Annotated in this window: 1 pseudogene; it reads left to right on the forward strand. The window is 69.5% G+C overall.

Annotation, left to right across the window (positions count from 1 at the left end):
* Nucleotides 1–116 precede the first annotated feature (116 nt).
* A pseudogene (locus tag OG737_RS28565) lies at nucleotides 117–22133 on the forward strand (non-ribosomal peptide synthase/polyketide synthase); the annotation flags it as partial.
* Between the last annotated feature and the right edge of the window lie 312 nt (nucleotides 22134–22445).

Here is a 22445-nt window from a genome sequence, read left to right on the forward strand (position 1 = left end):
CGGGCCCTGTGTCGTTCCCGGGGTGCCGACCGGCCCTGGCGCGCTCACCGGTATGGCGCTGACGCGTGTGCCTCTGTCGCCGCCTTCGTTGACTTCGTTGGAAGAAGGAAAAGTTCATGATCCCGTTGTCTTTCGCGCAGCATCGGCTTTGGTTCCTGCACAAGCTGGAGGGACCATCGGCGACATACAACATGCCGCTCGCACTGCGCCTGAGCGGCGGGATCGACGTGGAGGCGCTGCACGCCGGCCTGCTGGACGTGATGGAGCGGCACGAGTCGCTGCGCACCGTCTTCCCCGAGGCCGATGGTGAGCCGCACCAGCTGGTGCTCGATCCGGCGGATGTGCGGCTCGCCTGGGAACAGCGGTCCGTGACGGAAGCGGAACTGCCGGCCGCGCTGGACGAGGTGGCCCGCAACACCTTCGACCTGGCCACGGAAGTACCGATCCGAGCTTGGCTGTTCGAGGTGTCGGCCGACGAACACGTCCTGATGCTTCTCATGCACCACATCGCGGGCGACGGCTGGTCGATGGGCCCGCTCGCGCGCGACGTGGTCGAGGCGTACACCGCGCGCGTCGAGGACCGGAACCCGAGCTGGGACGAACTGCCCGTGCAGTACGTCGACTACACGCTCTGGCAGCGCGAACTGCTCGGAGACGAGTCGGACCCGAACAGTGTGCTGTCCAAGCAGGTCGACTATTGGAGGGAGAAACTGGCCGGGCTGCCCGAACAGTCCACTTTCCCCACCGACCGCGCCCGCCCCGCCGTGGCATCGTACGAGGGTGCGCAGCTGAGCCTCGAACTGGACCGGGAGCTGCACCAACGGCTCGTCGAGCTGGCGCGTCGTTCGAACAGCACCGTGTTCATGGTGCTCCAGGCGGGCATGGCGGCCCTGATGAGCCGGCTCGGCGCAGGCACCGACATCGCGCTGGGCGCGGGCGTGGCCGGTCGCACGGACGAGGCACTCGATGACCTCATCGGCTTCTTCGTGAACATGTTCGTGCTCCGTACGGACACCTCGGGCGATCCGACCTTCGAGGAACTGCTGGGCCGGGTCCGTGAGACCAGTCTGGCGGCCTACGCCAACCAGGACGTGCCCTTCGAACATCTGGTGGAGCTGCTGAACCCGCAGCGGTCCACCGGTCACCACCCGCTCTTCCAGGTGGCCCTCGTCCTCCAGAACGCGCCGAGCGGAGACTTCGAACTCCCGGGAATCCAGGTACAGGCCGAGGTCCTGGGATCCGGAACGTCCCGCTTCGACATGCTCATCTCGCTCACCGAGCGCCATGAGCCGGTGACCGGGCCGGCGGGCGTCGAGGTGCAGGTCGAGTATTCGACGGATCTGTTTGATCGTTCGTCGGTTGAGCGGTTGCTTGGGCGTTGGGTGTGGTTGCTGGAGCAGGTGGTGGCTGATCCGTTGGTGCGGGTTGGTGGGGTTGAGTTGTTGGCGGAGGCTGAGCGGGAGCTGGTGTTGTCGGGGTGGAATGAGACGGGGTGTGTGGTTCCGGAGGCTTCGCTGGCTGGGTTGTTCGAGGCTCAGGTGGTGCGGGATCCGGGTGCGACGGCGGTGGTGCGTGGTGGGGAGTCGTTGTCGTATGGGGAGTTGAATGCGCGGGCGAACCGGCTGGCGCATTGGCTGATCGGTGAGGGTGTGGGGCCGGAGTCGTTGGTGGGGGTGATGCTGCCGCGTTCGGTTGATCTGGTGGTGGCGGTCCTTGCTGTGCTGAAGGCCGGTGGCGGGTATGTGCCGATTGATGTGGAGTATCCGGCGGAGCGGCGTGCGTTCATTCTTGAGGATGCGGCGCCGGTGCTTGTGCTGGATGAGCGTGTGCTGGGTGGGGATTTTTCGGGGTTTGCGGATTCGGATCCTGGGGTGGTGGTGGATCTGGGGCATCCGGAGTATGTGATTTATACGTCGGGTTCTACGGGTCGGCCCAAGGGTGTGGTGGTGTCGCATCGGGGTGTGGCGAGTCTGGCGGTGACGCAGGTCGGGTTGCTGGAGCTGGGGCCGGAGAGCCGGGTGCTGCAGTTTGCTTCGCCGAGTTTTGATACTGCGTTCTGGGATTTGCTGGTGGCTTTTGCTTCGGGTGCGGTGTTGGTGGTGCCTGAGCGTGGTCGGCTGGTGGGTGGGGAGTTGTTGCGGGTCCTGGCTGAGGGTCGGGTGTCGCATGCGTTGATTCCGCCGTCGGTGGTGGCGACGTTGCCGGTGGATGCTCCGGCGTTGCTGGGGGATCTGTGCTGTCTGGTGGTGGGTGCTGAGGCGGTGCCGCTGGATCTGGTGGCGCGGTGGTCGCCGGGGCGTCGGGTGATGAATGCGTATGGTCCGACGGAGACGACGGTCATTGTGGCGATGGCCGGCCCGATGGTGGGTGATGTGCCGATCGGGCGGCCGGTGGCGAATACCCGGCTTTATGTGCTGGATGAGGGTTTGTGTCCGGTGCCGGTGGGTGTTCCGGGTGAGTTGTATGTGGCGGGTTCGGGTCTGGCGCGCGGGTATGTGGGTCGTGCTGGTCTGACGGCTGAGCGGTTTGTGGCGTCTCCGTTCGGTGTGGGTGCGCGGATGTACCGGACGGGTGATCTGGTGCGTTGGCGTGCGGATGGGCAGCTGGAGTATCTGGGGCGTGCTGATGAGCAGGTGAAGGTGCGTGGGTTCCGGATCGAGCCGGGTGAGATCGAGTCGCTGCTGGTGGGTTTTGAGGGTGTCCGTCAGGCTGCGGTGATCGCTCGTGAGGACGTTCCGGGGGATCAGCGTCTGGTGGCCTATGTCGTGCCTGATCTTGAGGTGGCGGCCGCGTGGGGTGCTGCTGATGTGTCGGGTGCTGAGGCGCAGGTGGAGGAGTGGCGGGAGATTTACGACTCGGTGTATTCCGGGGCGGGTTCTGGCGGCTTTGGTGAGGATTTCTCGGGCTGGGACAGTTCGTATTCGGGTGAGCCGATTGCGTTGGGTGAGATGCGTGCCTGGCGGGATGCGGTCGTGGAGCAGGTGCGCGGGTTCGGTGCGCGTCGGGTGCTGGAGATCGGTGTCGGTTCGGGTCTGCTGATGGCGCATCTGGCCGGCGGTGTGGAGGAGTACTGGGGCACGGATTTGTCGTCGGCGGTGATCGGGCGTCTGGAGGGCCAGGTTGCCGAGGCGGGTCTGGGGAACGTCCGTCTGCGGGCACAGCCGGCAGACGTGACGGAAGGCCTGCCGGAGGGCTTCTTCGACACGGTCCTGATCAATTCGGTGGTGCAGTACTTCCCTGACGGGGAGTATCTGGCGCGGGTGATCGACCGGGCGGTCGGGCTGCTGGCTCCTGGCGGCCGGCTGATTGTCGGTGACGTGCGGCATGCGGGTTCGCTGCGTGTTCTGCATGCGGCTGTTCACGCGGGCCGGGGTGCGGTGGCGCGCGCGGTGGTGGACCGTGCGGTGCTGCTGGAGAAGGAACTCGTGGCCGCACCCGAGTTCTTTGCGGATCTGGCCCGGCGGGATGGCCGGATTGGCGGGCTGGATATCCGGCTGAAGCGGGGCGGGTATCACAATGAGCTGACCCGGCATCGCTACGAGGTGGTGTTCCACAAGGATCCGGCCGGAGTGCTGGACGTTTCCGGTGCCCGTGAAGTGGTCTGGGAACCGGGCCAGGACCTTGAGGCTTTCGCCGGGATCGATGTTCCGGTGCGTGTGGTGCGCATTCCGAATGCGCGGCTGGTGGCCGAGGTCGCGGCCGAGCATGTCATTGACGGGCATGACGCGGAGGACTTCGGGCCGGCTGTTGATCCGGAGGCTCTGGTTGTCCGGGGCGCCGGGCTGGGTCTGCGGGTCGTGCCGACCTGGTCACCGGGGTCGGTGGCCCACTTCGATGCCGTCATCCTCCCGGTGGGGACGGCGGCCGATGCCGCCCTGTCCGGTGTCTACATTCCCTCCAGTTCTACTTCTGCCTGGGTAAACAGCCCCGGTGCCGCTCGTGGAATCGGGGCGGTCGTCAAGGCGGCCCGTGCGCAGCTGGCCGAGGGCCTGCCCGATTACATGGTCCCGTCGGCGGTCATGGCCGTGGCGCGGCTTCCGCTGTCTCCGAACGGCAAGCTGGACCGCCGGGCGCTCCCGAAGCCCGACTATGCGGCGGCCTCGGGCGGGCGGACTCCGCGGACTCCGCAGGAAGAGGTCCTCGCCGGCCTGTTCGCCGAAGTCCTCGGCGTCGACCGCGTCGGCATCGATGACAGCTTCTTCGACCTCGGCGGCCATTCCCTCCTCGCCACCCGCCTCGTGAGCCGCATCCGGACCATCCTGGGCGTGGAGCTGCCCATCAAGGACCTCTTCGCCGCCCCGACGGTCGCCGGGCTGGCGGCAACGCTGGCCGGTGCCAGGGGGCTCGCTCGCACGGCGCTGGTACCGATGGAGCGCCCTGATGTGGTGCCACTGTCCTTCGCCCAGCGCCGCCTGTGGTTCCTCCACAAGCTGGAAGGTCCGTCGGCGACCTACAACGTGCCCTTGGCGCTCAGGCTCAAGGGCACCATCGACTCCGATGCGCTGCGTGCCGCCCTGGGTGACGTGGTCGGCCGGCACGAGTCGCTGCGTACGGTGTTCCCCGAGGCGGGGGGTGAGCCGTATCAGCTGGTGCTGGAAACCGGGCAAGCCGACTTCCGTTGGGATCACCGTGTGGTCAGCGAGGACGAGCTCCCGGCCGCACTGGAGAAGGCGGCTCGGCACGGGTTCGACCTTTCCTCCGAGATCCCGTTGCGCGCCTGGCTGTTCGAGCTGAGTGGCGACGAGTGCGTCCTGCTCCTTCTGATGCACCACATCGCGGGTGACGGCTGGTCGATGGGCCCCCTGGCCCGGGACGTGGCGGAGGCTTACACGGCCCGTACGCACGGTGCTGCCCCCCAGTGGGCCGAACTTCCCGTACAGTACGCCGACTTCACGCTGTGGCAGCGTGAGCTGCTGGGTGATCTGGCGGCTCCGAGCAGCATGTTGGAGATCCAGATCGACTACTGGCGCGAGCAGTTGGCCGGTCTGCCGGATCAGGTGAGTTTCCCCGCCGACCGGCCCCGCCCTGCGGTGGCTTCGTACCAGGGTGCACACCTGACTTTGGAGCTGGACGCCAAGCTGCATCGGCAGCTGATCGCCCTGGCCCGAGGTTCGAACGCGACCGTGTTCATGGTGCTCCAGGCGGCCATGGCGGCCCTGCTGACCCGCCTCGGCGCCGGAACGGACATCCCGATCGGCTCGCCGATGGCAGGCCGCATGGACAATGCGCTGGATGATCTCGTGGGGTTCTTCGTCAACACCCTCGTCCTGCGTACGGACACCTCCGGCGACCCGAGCTTCGAGGAACTCCTCGGCCGCGTCCGGGAGACCAGCCTCGCGGCGTACGGCAACCAGGAGGTGCCGTTCGAGCACCTGGTGGAGCTGCTCAATCCGGAGCGCTCGACCTCGCGCCACCCGCTCTTCCAGGTCATCCTCGCCCTGCAGAACGCGCCCGAGGCGTCTTTCGAACTTCCCGGCCTCCAGATGGAGATGGAGGGCACGGACCTGCGGCTCTCACCGGCCGACACCGTTGTGAACGTCCTTGAGCGCCGTGACCGTGCGGACAACCCCGCCGGCATCGACGTGTACGTCGAGTACGCGACCGATCTGTTCGACCGTGTGACGGTCGAGCGGGTGATGGGTCGGTGGGTGCGGTTGTTGGAGCAGGTGGTGGCGGATCCGTCGTTGCCGATCGGGCGTGTCGAGCTGTTGTCGGAGGTGGAGAGGGCTCAGCTGGTCTCGGGTTGGAATGACACGGCGGTTGAGGTGTCCGAGGCGACGATGGCTGGGCTGTTCGAGGCCCAGGTGGTGCGGGCTCCGGGTGCGACGGCGGTGGTCCGTGGCGGGGAGTCGTTGTCGTACGGGGAGTTGAATGCGCGGGCGAACCGGCTGGCGCATTGGCTGATCGGTCAGGGTGTGGGGCCGGAGTCGTTGGTGGCGGTGGTGCTGCCGCGTTCGGTTGACATGGTCGTTTCTGTGCTTGCCGTGCTGAAGGCCGGTGGTGCGTACGTGCCGGTTGATCCGGAGTATCCGGCGGAGCGGCGTGCGTTCATTCTTGAGGACGCGGCGCCCGTCCTCGTCCTTGACGAGGATGTGCTGCGTGGGGACTTCTCCGGGTTTGCGGATTCGGATCCTGGGGTGGCGGTGGATCTGGGGCATCCGGCGTATGTGATCTATACGTCGGGTTCTACGGGGCGTCCCAAGGGTGTGGTGGTGTCGCATCGGGGTGTGGCGAGTCTGGGGTCCGCGCAGGTCGAGCGGTTCGGTGTGACGGCTGCGAGCCGGGTTCTGCAGTTCGCGTCGCCGAGTTTTGACGCGGCGATGTCGGAGATGTTGATGTCGTTCGCGTCGGGTGCGGTGCTGGTGCTGCCGGAGGGCGGGAAGCTGGCGGGTGAGGCGCTGCTGGAGGTGCTGGCCGGGCAGGGGATCACGCATGTGACGGTGCCGCCGTCGGTGCTGGGGGCTTTGCCTGCTGGTGTGGAGTCTGGGTCGGGGCTTTCGTCTTTGGAGACGGTTGTTCTGGCGGGTGAGGCTGCTCCTGTGGAGTTGGTGGCCCGGTGGTCGGGGTCGCGGCGTGTGGTGAATGCGTATGGTCCGACGGAGTCGACGGTGTGTGTGTCGATGAGCGGTGAGGTGTCGGATGGTGTGGTTCCCATCGGTCATCCGGTGGTGAACACGTCCGTGTATGTGCTGGATGAGGGTTTGTGTCCGGTGCCGGTGGGTGTTCCGGGTGAGTTGTATGTGGCGGGTTCGGGTCTGGCGCGCGGGTATGTGGGTCGTGCTGGTCTGACGGCTGAGCGGTTTGTGGCGTCTCCGTTCGGTGTGGGTGCGCGGATGTACCGGACGGGTGATCTGGTCCGCTGGCGTGCGGATGGGCAGTTGGAGTATCTGGGGCGTGCTGATGAGCAGGTGAAGGTGCGTGGGTTCCGGATCGAGCCGGGTGAGATCGAGTCGCTGCTGGTGGGTTTCGAGGGTGTCCGTCAGGCTGCGGTGATCGCTCGTGAGGACGTTCCGGGGGATCAGCGCCTGGTGGCCTATGTGGTTCCCGATGCTGGTGGCCGGCCTGTTGCGGGGGTGCTGGTGGAGTCGCTCGCCGAGCGGCTTCCCGAGTACATGGTCCCGGCAGCCGTGGTGCTGCTGGACGACGGTCTCCCGCTCACCCCGAACGGCAAGCTGGACCGCCGGGCACTGCCCAAGCCCGACTATGCGGCGGCCTCGGGCGGGCGGGTTCCGCGGACTCCGCAGGAAGAGGTCCTCGCGGGCCTGTTCGCCGAAGTCCTCGGCGTCGACCGTGTCGGCATCGATGACAGCTTCTTCGACCTCGGCGGCCATTCCCTCCTCGCCACCCGCCTCGTGAGCCGCATCCGGACCGTCCTGGGCGTGGAGCTGCCCATCATGGACGTCTTCGACTCGCCGACGGTCGCAGGCCTCGCGGCGCTGCTCGACGCGTCCCTGCTGCGGGGGCGCGCCACCCTTGTTCCGATGAAGCGCCCGGAGGCCGTACCGCTGTCCTTCGCGCAGCGCCGCCTGTGGTTCCTCCACCAGATGGACGGCCGCTCGGCGACGTACAACGTCCCGCTCATCCTGCGCCTGAAGGGAGCGGTGGACCCTGCCGCGCTCGCCAGTGCGCTGCGTGACGTCATCGGCCGGCACGAGTCGCTGCGTACGGTGTTCCCCGAGGCGGGGGGTGAGCCGTATCAGCTGGTGCTGGAAACCGGGGAAGCCGACTTCCGTTGGGATCACCGTGTCGTCAGCGAGGACGAGCTTCCGGCCGCGCTGGAAGAAGCGGCCCGGCACGGGTTCGACCTGTCCGGCGAACTGCCTCTGCGCGCGTCGTTCTTCGAACTGGGCGCGGATGACAGCGTCCTGATGCTTCTGATGCACCACATCGCGGGTGACGGCTGGTCGATGGGCCCCCTGGCCCGGGACGTGGTGGAGGCCTACACGGCGCGCACGCGCGGTGCTGCCCCCCGATGGTCCGAACTCCCGGTCCAGTACGCCGATTACACCCTCTGGCAGCGTGAACTGCTCGGTGAGGCCGCTGACCCCGACAGTCTCTACCAGAGCCAAGTGGCGTACTGGCGCGAGCAGTTGGCCGGTCTGCCGGATCAGGTGAGCTTCCCCGCCGACCGGCCCCGCCCGGCGCAGGCCTCGTACCGGGGCGGCTATCTGACCTTCGAGCTCGATGCCGCCCTGCACCGTCGGCTGATCGCTCTGGCACGGGCATCGGGCACCACCGTGTTCATGGCGCTCCAAGCCGGTATGGCGGCCCTGCTGACCCGTCACGGCGCCGGAACCGACATCCCGATCGGCTCGCCGATCGCGGGCCGCACGGATGACGCGCTGGACGATCTCGTGGGGTTCTTCGTCAACACCCTCGTCCTGCGTACGGACACCTCCGGCGACCCGAGCTTCGAGGAACTCCTCGGCCGCGTCCGGGAGACCAGCCTCGCGGCGTACGGCAACCAGGAGGTGCCGTTCGAGCACCTGGTGGAGCTGCTCAACCCGGAGCGCTCGACCTCGCACCACCCGCTCTTCCAGGTCATCATGGGCCTGCAGAACGCGCCCGAGGCGTCATTCGAATTCCCCGGCCTCCAGGTAGAGCTCGGTGGCCTGGACCTGAACATCTCCAAGGCGGACCTCGAACTCAACGTGGTCGAACGCCGCGGTCACGACGGCACCCCGGAAGGCGTGCTCGCTGCCGTTCAGTACGCGACCGATCTGTTCGACCGTGTGACGGTCGAGCGGGTGATGGGTCGGTGGGTGCGGTTGTTGGAGCAGGTGGTGGCGGATCCGTCGTTGCCGATCGGGCGTGTCGAGCTGTTGTCGGAGGTGGAGAGGGCTCAGCTGGTCTCGGGTTGGAATGACACGGCGGTTGAGGTGTCCGAGGCGACGATGGCTGGGCTGTTCGAGGCCCAGGTGGTGCGGGCTCCGGGTGCGACGGCGGTGGTCCGTGGCGGGGAGTCGCTGTCGTACGGGGAGTTGAATGCGCGGGCGAACCGGCTGGCGCATTGGCTGATCGGTCAGGGTGTGGGGCCGGAGTCGTTGGTGGCGGTGGTGCTGCCGCGTTCGGTTGACATGGTCGTTTCTGTGCTTGCCGTGCTGAAGGCCGGTGGTGCGTACGTGCCGGTTGATCCGGAGTATCCGGCGGAGCGGCGTGCGTTCATTCTTGAGGACGCGGCGCCCGTCCTCGTCCTTGACGAGGATGTGCTGCGTGGGGACTTCTCCGGGTTTGCGGATTCGGATCCTGGGGTGGCGGTGGATCTGGGGCATCCGGCGTATGTGATCTATACGTCGGGTTCTACGGGGCGTCCCAAGGGTGTGGTGGTGTCGCATCGGGGTGTGGCGAGTCTGGGGTCCGCGCAGGTCGAGCGGTTCGGTGTGACGGCTGCGAGCCGGGTTCTGCAGTTCGCGTCGCCGAGTTTTGACGCGGCGATGTCGGAGATGTTGATGTCGTTCGCGTCGGGTGCGGTGCTGGTGCTGCCGGAGGGCGGGAAGCTGGCGGGTGAGGCGCTGCTGGAGGTGCTGGCCGGGCAGGGGATCACGCATGTGACGGTGCCGCCGTCGGTGCTGGGGGCTTTGCCTGCTGGTGTGGAGTCTGGGTCGGGGCTTTCGTCTTTGGAGACGGTTGTTCTGGCGGGTGAGGCTGCTCCTGTGGAGTTGGTGGCCCGGTGGTCGGGGTCGCGGCGTGTGGTGAATGCGTATGGTCCGACGGAGTCGACGGTGTGTGTGTCGATGAGCGGTGAGGTGTCGGACGGTGTGGTTCCCATCGGTCATCCGGTGGTGAACACGTCCGTGTATGTGCTGGATGAGGGTTTGTGTCCGGTGCCGGTGGGTGTTCCGGGTGAGTTGTATGTGGCGGGTTCGGGTCTGGCGCGCGGGTATGTGGGTCGTGCTGGTCTGACGGCTGAGCGGTTCGTTGCGTCTCCGTTCGGTGTGGGTGCGCGGATGTACCGGACCGGTGACCTGGTGCGCTGGCGCGTGGATGGGCAGCTGGAGTATCTGGGGCGTGCTGATGAGCAGGTGAAGGTGCGTGGGTTCCGGATCGAGCCGGGTGAGATCGAGTCGCTGCTGGTGGGTTTTGAGGGTGTCCGTCAGGCTGCGGTGATCGCTCGTGAGGACGTTCCGGGGGATCAGCGCCTGGTGGCCTATGTGGTTCCCGATGCTGGTGGCCGGCCCGTTGCGGGGGTGCTGGTGGAGTCGCTCGCCGAGCGGCTTCCCGAGTACATGGTCCCGGCAGCCGTGGTGCTGCTGGACGACGGTCTCCCGCTCACCCCGAACGGCAAGCTGGACCGCCGGGCACTGCCCAAGCCCGACTACGCGGCAGCCTCCGGCAGCCGGGCTCCGCGCACTCGGGAGGAGGAGATCCTCTGCGGGCTCTTCGCCGAAGTGCTGGGCGTCGAGGAGATCGGAGTCGATGACAGCTTCTTCGACCTCGGCGGCCACTCCCTCCTCGCCACCCGCCTGGTCAACCGGATCCGTACCGAACTCGACGTGGAGATCCCCTTCCACGTCATGTTCGAGTCGCCGACGGTGTCCGGCCTGATCGACGAGCTGGGTCTGCGTCCCGTCGCCGACACCCGGCTGCCGCTGGCTCCCATGAAGCGCCCGGAGGTGATTCCGCTGTCCTTCGCCCAGCGGCGCCTGTGGTTCCTGGACCAGCTGGAGGGCCCTTCGACGACCTACAACATGCCGCTTCCGCTGCGGCTGCGCGGCAGGCTCGACGAGGCCGCCCTGAGCTCCGCCCTGAGTGACGCGATGGCTCGGCACGAGTCGCTGCGCACCGTCTTCCAGGCCGTCGACGGAGAGCCCCACCAGGTGGTGCTGGACGCCGCGGAGGCCGCGTCGGCCTTCGTCTGGGAGCGGCGCACCGTGACGGAAGCGGAGCTGCCGACGGCACTCGGCGAAGCCGCCCGTCACACCTTCCGACTGGCCTCCGAAGTCCCCTTCCGCGCATGGCTGTTCGAGCTCGGACCCGAAGAGCACGTCCTGCTGCTCCTGCTGCACCACATCACCGGCGACGGCTGGTCGCTGGGTGCGCTGGCGCGTGACGTGGTCGACGCGTACGGAGCACGTCGTCAGGGCCTGGCTCCGCAGTGGGAAGAGCTCCCGGTGCAGTACGTCGACTACACCCTTTGGCAGCGCGAGCTGCTCGGTGACGAAGACGACCCGGACAGTCTGTACGGGCGGCAGGTGGCCTATTGGCGCGAGACACTGGCGGCTCTCCCCGAGCAGATCAGCCTGCCCGCCGACCGGCCCCGGCCGGCGGAGATCTCATACGCCGGTGCCTCGGTGGACTTCGAGCTGGACGCGGAGCTGCACCGGCGGCTGGCCGAACTGGCCCGGAAGTCCGGCGCCACCGTCTTCATGGCCCTCCAAGCGGCCATGGCAGCGCTGCTGACCCGCCTCGGAGCCGGAACGGACATCCCGCTCGGCTCGCCGATCGCGGGCCGCATGGACGACGCCCTCGACGACCTCGTCGGGTTCTTCGTCAACACCCTCGTCCTGCGTACGGACACCTCCGGCGACCCGAGCTTCGAGGAACTCCTCGGCCGCGTCCGAGAGACCAGCCTCGCGGCGTACGAGCACCAGGACGTGCCCTTCGACCACCTCGTGGAACTCCTCAACCCCAATCGCTCCTCCTCCCACCACCCGCTCTTCCAGGTCATGCTGGTCCTCCAGGACAACCCGACCGCCGAGTTCGGCCTGTCCGGGCTGGAGGTCGCCGGCGAGCCTGTCGACATCGAGACCGCCAAGGTCGACCTGTCGGTCAACGTCCTGGAGCGACACGACGACGCCGGTGCGCCCGTCGGCATCGTCGGTGCGCTGAAGTACGCCACCGCACTGTTCGACCGTTCGACGGTCGAGGGGCTGCTGGAGCGCTGGGTGAGGCTGCTGGAGCAGGTCGTGGCCGACCCGTCGCTGAGCCTCGGGCGCGTCGAGCTGCTGGCCGAAGCCGAGCGCGGGCAGATGCTGAACGCCTGGAACGACACCGCCGTGGAGGTGCCCCAGCTCACGCTCCCCGAGCTGTTCGAGACCCAGGTACGGCGAGCCCCGGACGCGGTCGCATTGGTGTGCGGCGCCCAGTCCCTGACGTACGGAGAGCTGAACGCCCGTGCCAACAGGCTCGCGCACTGGCTCGTCGGCCAGGGCGTGGGCCCCGAGAAGCTCGTCGGCGTGCTGGTGCCCCGGTCCCTCGACGCCGTCGTCGCGGTCCTCGCCGTACTGAAGGCGGGCGGCGCGTACGTGCCGGTCGACCCCGAGTACCCGCAGGCGCGGCGCGACTTCATCCTGGCCGACTCCGCGCCGGTCCTCGTCCTCGACGAGGCCGCGCTAGCCCAGGACCTGTCCGGCTTCGACGACACCGATCCCGAGATCGACGTCGAGATGGAGCACCCGGCGTACGTCATCTACACGTCGGGCTCCACCGGCACGCCGAAGGGCGTCGTGGTGGAGCACCGCTCCGTCGCCAACTATCTGAACTGGTCCGCGCACCACTACCCGGCCGCGCGCGGCGCGACGCTGGTGCCCACCTCGATGGCCTTCGACCTGACCGTCACCGGCCTCTACACCACGCTGGTCGTCGGTGGCCGGGTCTACCTCAGCGGCTTGGACGACCTCCCGGCCCAGGGCAACGGCGTTCCCGTGGCGCTGCTGAAGGCAACCCCGTCGCACCTGCCGATGCTGAGCGACCTGCCCAAGCACTGGTCGCCGGGCGAGATGCTGATCCTCGGGGGCGAGGCCCTGACCAGCGAAGCGCTGCAGCAGTGGCGGGCCGCCAACCGGCGGGTCACGGTCGTCAACGCCTACGGGCCGACCGAGACCACCGTCAACTGCACCGAGTTCCGGATCGGCCCGAAGGAGAAGCTGCCCGCCGGACCGGTCCCGATCGGGCGCCCGTTCTGGAACATGCGCGCCTACGTGCTCGACGAGCGGCTGGGGCTGGTACCGACGGGCGCGGTGGGCGAACTGTACGTCGCGGGTGCCCAGCTGGCCCGTGGCTACCTGGGCAGGACCGGCCTCACCGCCGAGCGGTTCGTGGCCTGCCCCTTCGAACCGGGTGCACGCATGTACCGCACGGGCGACCTCGTCCGCTGGCGCGCGGACGGACAGCTGGAATACGCCGGGCGTGCGGACGAGCAGCTCAAGATCCGGGGCTTCCGCATCGATCCGGGTGAGATCTCGGCGACGCTGCTCGGCCACCCGGACGTACGACAGGCCGCCGTCGCGGCCCGCGAGACCGGGCAAGGTGACACCCAGCTCGTCGGGTACGTCGTCGCGGACGGCGAGCGGGGCACGGTCGGTGTGGACACCGCCGCCCTGCGCGCCTTCCTGGCCGAGCGCCTCCCGGACTACATGGTTCCGGCGGCCGTCGTGGCTCTCGACGGCATCCCCCTGACACCCAACGGCAAGCTGGACCGGCGTGCGCTGCCGGCGCCCGACTTCGGGGCACTCAGCGCCGGCCGGGCCCCGCGCACCGCGCAGGAGGACGTCCTGTGCGGGCTGTTCGCCGGTGTCCTCGGAGTCGACCGCGTCACCATCGACGACAGCTTCTTCGAGCTGGGCGGACACTCACTGCTCGCGACACGGCTCGTCAGCCGGATCCGGGCCGCGCTCGGCGTCGAGGTACCCATCAGCGCGGTGTTCGCCACGCCGAGCGTGGCCGGGCTGGCCGCGTGGATCGAGACGGGCACCGGTCAAGTCCGCACGACCCTGACGCCGATGCCCCGTCCTGATGCCGTACCGCTGTCGTTCGCGCAGCGCCGGCTGTGGTTCCTGAACCGGTTGGAGGGACCGTCGGCCGCGTACAACTGGCCGTTCGTGCTCAACCTGTCCGGGCCGGTGGACCAGGACGTGCTGCGGGCAGCACTGCGCGATGTGGCGCTGCGGCACGAGTCGCTGCGTACGGTCTTCCGGGAAACGGACGGGGAACCGCACCAGGTGGTGCTCGACCCGGCCGCCGCCGGACTGCCGTTGACCGTCGCCTGGGTGGCGCCGGACAGGATCCACCAGGCGGTACACGAGGCGATCGGTCACCATTTCGGCCTCGACTCCGAACCGCCGGTGAGGGCCTGGCTGTTCGTTCCGGAACCGACCGGTTTCGGCGGCCCGGCATCCGGACCCGTGCTCGTACTGCTGATGCACCACATCGTCGCGGACGGGGCGTCCCGCGCCTCGCTGATGCGTGACCTCTCCGAGGCGTACGAGGCCCGGCTCGCGGGCTCCGCCCCCGGCTGGGCCCCCCTGCCCGTCCAGTACGTGGACTACGCGATCTGGCAGCAGGAGCTCCTCGGCCGGACCGACGACCCGGACAGCCTGGTCTCACGGCAGCTCGCCTACTGGAAGGACGCGCTCGACGGCATCCCGTCCCAGCTCGAACTTCCCACGGACCGGCCGCGCCCCGCTGTCGCCGGCTACCGGGGCGGTGCCCTGACCTTCGCCCTGGACGCCGAACTCCACGCAGGCCTGCGCAAAGTCGCCGCGGACTCCCGCTCCACCCTGTTCATGGTCCTGCAGAGCGGCTTCGCCGCCCTGCTCACCCGGCTCGGCGCGGGCCACGACATCCCCGTCGGCATCCCGATCGCGGGCCGCACCGACGAGGCCCTGACCGACCTGGTCGGGTTCTTCGTCAACACCCTGGTGCTCCGTACGGACACCAGCGGCAACCCGCGCTTCGACGAGCTGCTCGAACGGGTCCGCGACACCGCGCTGACCGCCTACACCCACCAGGACCTGCCCTTCGAGTACCTGGTCGAGGCGATCAACCCGGTGCGCTCGCTCTCCAGCAACGCCCTGTTCCAGGTGATGTTCCAGCTGCAGAACGTCGACGCGCCGACCCTGCGCCTGCACGACGTCGAGGCCACGCCCTACCCGCTGGAAGGCGACAACTCCAAGTTCGACCTGTTCCTGAGTCTCGCGGAGAACGAGACGGCACAGGGCCGGCCCGCGGGGCTGAGCGCCACCCTCGAATACGCCACCGAGCTGTTCGACCGGGCCACCGTCGAGAAGTTCGCCGTCTGGTACGAAAACCTGCTGCGCGCAGCGGTTCTCGACCCGGCAGTGCGGATCGAGGACGCCGCGCTGCTCACCGCCTCCGAGCGGGCCGAGATCCTGGTGGCCCGCAACGACACGGGAGCCGAGCCGCCCGCGCGGTGGGTGCACGAGACGTTCCAGCGGCAGGCCGCAGCCACCCCCGGAGCCCTCGCCGTGCGCTGCGGTACGCAGGAGGCCGACTACGGGCGGCTGAACGCACGGGCCAACCAGCTGGCCCGGTACCTGCTCGGCCAGGGCATCGGCGCGGAGAGCGTGGTCGCGCTGGCCCTCCCCCGCTCCGTGGACATGGTCGTGGCGATCCTCGCCGTACTGAAGGCGGGCGCCGCCTACCTGCCCATGGACCCCACCAACCCGGCCGACCGGCTCGCGTACGTCCTCGCGGACGCCGAGCCCGCCGCACTGATCACCACGTCCGCTCTGCACGGAGCGCTGCCGCACCCGCTGCCCGATCTGTCGGTCCGACTCGGCGACCCCGACGTGGAGGGCCTGCTGACCTCCCTCCCGGCGGACGACGTGACGGACGCGGACCGGCGGACCCCAGTCCGCGGCGACCACTCCGCCTACGTCATCTACACCTCGGGCTCGACCGGCTACCCCAAGGGCGTGGTGATCTCGCAGGCGAGCATCGCCCACTTCCTGGACGCCGTCCTCGCGCGCGTCCCGCTGACCCCGCAGGACCGCATGGTGGCCGCGACCACCGTCACCTTCGACATCACGGCCGTCGAGATCCACGCCCCGCTGCTCCGCGGCGCGAGCGTGGAGCTGGCCACCGATCAGGTCGCCAGGGACCCGATCGCCCTGCACCGCCTGATCCGTGACAGCGGCGCGACGGTCTTCCAGGCCACCCCCTCGGTGTACCGGTCGATCCTGGCGCACGCCCCGGACGGGCTGGCGGACATGAGGCTGCTCGTCGGAGGCGAGGCACTGCCCGCCACCCTTGCCGAGCGGCTGCGGGCGCAGGGCGGCGGAGCCGTCAACCTCTACGGCCCCACCGAGGCCACCGTCTGGATCACCGCCGCCGACGTGACCGGTCCCGAACGCACCCCACGGATCGGCCGGCCGCTGCGCAACGCCCAGGTGTACGTGCTGGACGCGGGCCTGCGGCCGGTCCCGGACGGGGTGGCGGGCGAGCTGTACCTCGCCGGTCCCTTCCTGGCCCGTGGCTACCTGCGCAGGCCCGGCCTGAGCGCCGAGCGCTTCGTGGCCAACCCCTTCGGCGCTGCCGGCACACGCATGTACCGCACCGGCGACCTCGCCACATGGCAGGCCGACGGCGGCCTGGAGTTCATCGGCCGGGTCGACGATCAGGTCAAGGTCCGGGGCTTCCGCATCGAACTGGGCGAGATCGAAGCCGCTCTCTCCCGGCAGGACGGCATCGCCGCCGCCACGGTCCTCGTCCGCGAGGACAACGACACCCCGCAGCTCGTCGGGTACGTCGTACCCGACCGGGAACGGACCGGGGGACACGACGGGGCCGAGAGCGGGCTCCAAGTCGATTCCTGGCAGGAGGTCTATGAATCGCTCTACCGCGACCAGACCGAAACCGGAGGGTTCTGGGAGGACTTCGGGATCTGGACGAGCAGTTACGACGGCTCTCCGATCCCGCTCGCCGAGATGCACGCGTGGCGCGCCTCGGCCGTCGGGGAGATCCTGCGGCTGCGCCCGCGCCGCGTACTGGAACTCGGCGTCGGAAACGGCCTGATCCTCTCCCAGGTGGCGCCGCACTGCACCGCATACTGGGGCACCGACTTCTCGTCGTCCGCCATCGACAGCCTGCGCGCCCGGATCGAGGACCACGCCCAGGAACTCGCCGGCCGGGTGGAACTGAGAGCGCAGCCCGCCGACGACACCTCGGGCCTGCCCGGGGACTTCTTCGACACCATCGTCGTGAACTCGGTCGCGCAGTACTTCCCCAGCGCCGACTACCTGACCGACGTCATCCGCAAGGCGCTGGCTCTGCTGGTGCCCGGCGGCACCCTGTACCTGGGCGACATACGGAACCTGCGGCTGCTGCGCACGATGCAGGCCGGTGTCGTCCGGGCCGGTGCCGAAGGCACCGACACGACCGACGGCCTGCCGGCCCAGCGGGCCCAGATCGACCACAAGGTGACCGGCGAGGAGGAACTGCTCCTCGCGCCCGAGTTCTTCACCGGCCTCGGCCGCGAACTGGCGGACATCGGGGGTGTGGACATCCGGCTCAAGCGCGGTGCGTTCGACAACGAACTCTCCCGCTACCGCTACGAAGTGATCATCTGCAAGACCCCGACGGTTCCCGCCGAGGTCCACGCCCTGGCGGAGATCGACTGGGCGGAGTGCCACGGCGGACCGGACGGGCTCGCGGATCTGCTGCGGGAACACCCCGGCGGCCTGCGGCTCACCAAAATCCCCAACAGCCGACTGACCGAGGACGCGGCAGCACTCCGCCGGATCGACGGCCTGGAGCCGGAACCCGCGCATGCCGTGGCGGACCCGGAGACCGTCATCACGTACGCCGAGCGGCTCGGCCTGCGGGCCGTCGCCACCCCGTCCGAGACCGGCGACCCGCATCGTTTCGACATGGTCCTCCTGCCGCAGGCGGACGGCCCGGTCGCCGCCTACCGGGGCAGGCGACAGCCGTCCGGCGAACCGGCCCACGCGGCGCCGTACTCCAACAGCCCGGCCCGGACCGCCCGGCTCGCCCGGCTCCACCGGGAACTGCCGGCCCGGCTGCGCGAATGGCTGCCCGACTACATGGTCCCGTCGGCCTTCGTCGTGCTCGACGAGCTGCCGGTGACCCCGATCGGAAAGCTGGACCGCGCGGCCCTGCCGGCCCCGGACTACGGCATCCTCAGCAGCGGACGGGCCCCCCGCACACCCCGCGAGGAGATCCTGTGCGAGCTCTTCGCCGACGTCCTCGGGCTGAAGCGGGTGACCGTCGACGACAGCTTCTTCGAGCTGGGCGGGCACTCGCTGCTCGCCACACGGCTGGTCAGCCGGATCCGCGGCGCCCTGGGGATCGAGGTACCGATCGCCGCGGTCTTCGACGCCCCGACCGTGGCCGGGCTGGCCGAACGCATCGACTCCGGCGCGGCGACCGCGCGTGCGGCCCTGCTGCCCATGGAGCGGCCCGAGGCGGTCCCGCTGTCGTTCGCGCAGCGCCGCCTCTGGTTCCTGCACAAGCTCGAAGGCCGGTCGGCGACCTACAACCTGCCCCTGGCACTGCGCCTGCGGGGAGCCGTCGACGAGGAAACGCTGCGGGCGGCGCTCGCCGATGTCATCGCCCGGCACGAGTCGCTGCGTACGGTCTTCCCCGAGACCGACGGGGAACCGCGCCAGCACGTGCGCGACGCCGGAGCGGCCGACTTCGGCTGGCGGGTCACCCGGGCCACGGAAGAGGAGTGGCCGCAGCGCATGGCGGCCGCCGTCTCGTACGCATTCGACCTCGGGACCGAGATCCCGGTGCGCGCCGAGCTGTGGCACGTGGCCGCCCCGGTCGACGGCGACGCGACGGACGAATCCGACGGAACCGACGGCTCCCGCGTCCTGCTGGTGCTCCTGCACCACATCGCGGGCGACGGCTGGTCAGCCGGACGGCTGCTCCGGGACCTGACCGCGGCCTACAGCGCACGGATCCACGGAACCGCGCCGCACTGGCCTCGGCTGCCCGTCCAGTACATCGACTACACGCTCTGGCAGCGTTACATCCTCGGCGACGAGGACGACCCGGACAGCACCGTCGCGCAGCAGATCGTCTACTGGCGCAAGCTGCTCGCCGGAGCGCCCGAGGAACTCGCCCTGCCGGCGGACCGGCCCCGCCCGGCGGAGCCGAGCTACCAGGGCGGCACCGTCCGCTTCGAACTGCCGGCACGGGTACACCGCGCCCTGGCCGCGCTCGCCGAGGCCTCCGGCGCGAGCACCGCCATGGTGCTCCAGTCCGCGGTGTCCGTACTGCTGTCCAAGCTGGGCGCGGGCGATGACATCGTGCTCGGCACGCCCGTCGCCGGGCGCACCGACGAGGCGCTGGAGGACCTGATCGGGTTCTTCGTCAATACGCTGGTGCTGCGCGCCGATCTGTCGGGTGACCCGACCTTCGGCGACCTCGTCGGCCGGGTCCGCCAGGCCGTACTGGAGTCGTACGTCCACCAGGACCTGCCGTTCGAGCGGCTGGTCGAGCTGGTCAACCCGTACCGGGCGACCGCGCGGCACCCGCTGTTCCAGGTCATGGTGGACTTCGGTGTCACGGGCGACGCGTACGAGGGCCCGGCCGAGCTGGACATCGAAGCGGTCGGCATCGAGACGCCCACGGCGAAGTTCGACGTCGACTTCACCTTCTCCGAGCGCATGACACAAGACGGTGCCCCGGCCGGGGTCACGGGGGCCCTGCGCTACGCCGCCGACCTGTTCGACCACGGGACTGCGGCGGCGATGGCCGACCGGTTGACCGCGCTGGTGGACACCATGGTGGCCGCCCCGCACCACAGGCTGAGCGCGTTCGATGTCCTCAGCCCCGCCGAACGGCAGCACTGGGAGACGTCCGGGGCACGGGACTCGGCACCGCGGACGCCGGACGACACGACCGTCGTACGGCTCTTCGAGGAGCAGGCGGCGGCCACCCCGGACGCGACGGCGGTCGTCGAGGACGGCATCGCGTTGACCTACGCGCAGGTCAACGCGTGGGCCAACCGGCTCGCCCGACGGCTGATCGGGCACGGCGCGGGCCCGGGACGGGTGCTGGCCCTGGCCCTGCCACCGTCCGCCGAGGCGGTGATCGGGCTGCTCGCCGTCCTCAAGACCGGCGCGGCCTGCCTGGCCCTGGAAGCCGACCCGGACACCGCGACGATCGAAGCGGCCGATCCACTGCTGATCGTCGGCGTCGCCCGGGCGAGCGGTGACCGGCCGGTCCTGACGGCCGGTTCGCCGGACATGGACCGGCAGGACGCGACCGAGGCGGACGCGACCGACACGGACGTGACCGACGCGGAGCGCATCGAGCCGCTGCTGCCTGCGCACGCCGCGCAGGTGTTCGCCGGGCCCTTCACCCACGCGGTCACCCACGCCGAGCTGGCAGCCCTCGCGGCGGACCACCGCATCCACGTCTTCGGCCAGGCCGGACCGCTGCGCGTGGGACTGACCCACCCCCTGTCCTCCGTCAACGCGTGGGACGCACTGACGGCGTTGCTCGACGGCCATGAGCTGCACCTGATCGGCGGGCCCGCCCCGGCCGATGCGCGGGCAACCGTCGACGCCCTGCGCGCCGCCCGGATCCACACGCTCGCCGCGACCCCGCGGTCCGCCGAACGGCTCGTCAACGCCGGCTTGTTCACAGCGGGCGAGCACCACCCGGCGGCCTTGCTGCTGTCCGGCGAACCGGTCGGCGCTGCGCTCTGGCACCGGCTTCGCGTACTGCCGGCGACACGGGCGTACGCCGTCCACCGCCCGGCGGGCTGCGGTGCCGCCGCCTTGGCGACGCCCGTCGGCAGCGTGACCGGTCCCGTGCTCGGCCGTCCCCTCAACGGGGCCGTCGCGTACGTACTCGACGCGGGGCTGCGTCCTGTGCCCCGGGGGGTGACCGGCGAGCTGTACCTGAAGGGAGCCCGCCCGGACACCACCCCGACCGCTCAGCGGTGTGTGCCGAGCCCGTTCCACTCCGGCGAGTGGATGCACCGTACGGGCGAACTGGTGCGGTGGGGAACCGGCACGGACGACCTGGAGTTCGTCGCGGACGAAGGCGAGCACGCGGTCCTGCGCGGCCTGCGCATCGAACCGCGGGCGATCGAGGCCGTGCTGACCTCTCACCCCGCCGTCGCGCAGGCCGTCGTGAGCGTGCGCGAGGACGGGGGCGGCGGGGCCGTTCTGGTCGCACACGCCGTACCGGTGAGCCCGGATGCGGGCGCCGACCCGATCGCGTTGCGGGCCCATCTGGCCCGACACCTCGCGGAACACCTTGTCCCGGTGGCCGTCGTCATTCTGGAGCGGCTGCCGCTGACCGACCACGGGGAACTGGACCGGACCGCCCTGCCGGAGCCGCCTGCGGACGAGGCTGCCGATGGGTACCGCGGGCCGCGCAACCCCCGGGAGGAAATGCTGTGCGCGCTCTTCTCCGAATTCCTCGACGTGCCCAAGGTGGGCATCGACGACAACTTCTTCGAACTGGGCGGACACTCCCTCTCGGCCATCCGGCTGCTGGTGCAGATCAAGTCAGTACTGGGCGTGGAACTCCCGGTGAAGGCGATGATGGAAACGCCCACGGTTGCCGGTCTGTCTCTGCGCATGGCCGGTGACTCCGAGGGGAACTCGCTCGCCGTCGTACTGCCGCTGCGCACGGGGGGAACCCGGAATCCGGTGTTCTGCGTGCACGCCGGAAGCGGGCTCGGCTGGACGTATTCCGGTCTGCTCCGCCATATCGACAAGGACATCCCCGTCTACGCCCTCCAGGCGAGCGGACTCGACGGAAAGGGAGCCCTCGCACAATCGGTCCGGGAGATGGCCGACGACTATGTGCGCCGCATTGTGGAAGTGCAGCCGGAAGGCCCCTACCGCATTCTCGGCTGGTCCTTCGGAGGAGTGGTCGCGCACCAGATCACGGAGATCCTGGAGGAGCGCGGCCGGACGGTCGAGCTGCTGGCCCTGCTCGACTGCCACCCGGTCAGCACAGTCAGCAGACAAGAGGTCGAGGAGGCGATGGCCAAGGTGGACGTCGCCGATATCTACCGCGCCATGCTGGGCCTGTTCGACCTCGAGCTGACGGACGAGGAGGCGGCCGAACTCACCCACGAGCGCGCCGTCGAGATGCTCCGGACGCACAACACGGCCCTGGCCGGCCTCAGTGCGTCCGAGGTCCGGGACATGATGGACGTGACGCTCAACAACGCCCGGATCGGCCTGGACGTGGTTCACCGCCCGGTGGCCGCGCCGACGCTGGTGCTGGCCGCCGTGGGCGAGGAAGCGGACCACAGACTGGAGGCGGGGGTCTGGGATCCGTACGTCGGTCCCGGGATCGACTACCGAACCGTCGACTGCAAGCACACGCACATGATGAACCCGGAACCGCTGCGCGAGATCGGCGCGATGGTTTCCGACCGGCTGCGCCGGGCGCAGTAGCCGCGCCACGGAGCGCTGAGGGCTAGCGCCGGGCCGGGGCCCCGCGGTGAAATCCGGGGCCCCGGCCGATCCACGTCCGATCCGTGTCCCATCTGCGTACGGGCCGAGGCGGTCCAGGATCAGATGCGCGGGAGTTGACATAGTGCCCCCGCCCCAGTTCGCAGGAGAGGCTTTGTCGTCGACGCTGTTCATGGCGGCTGATCGATCAGCCCGAACGGTGAACGCGTCCGCGGGGGACGGGATAAGGCACGAAGTGAATTCCTGCGGCGCGCCCGAACTGCGCCCGACACGCAGCTCTGACCGCTGCCGGAA

The organism is Streptomyces sp. NBC_00122, assembly GCF_045160845.1.
In the GTDB taxonomy this organism is placed as follows: domain Bacteria; phylum Actinomycetota; class Actinomycetes; order Streptomycetales; family Streptomycetaceae; genus Streptomyces.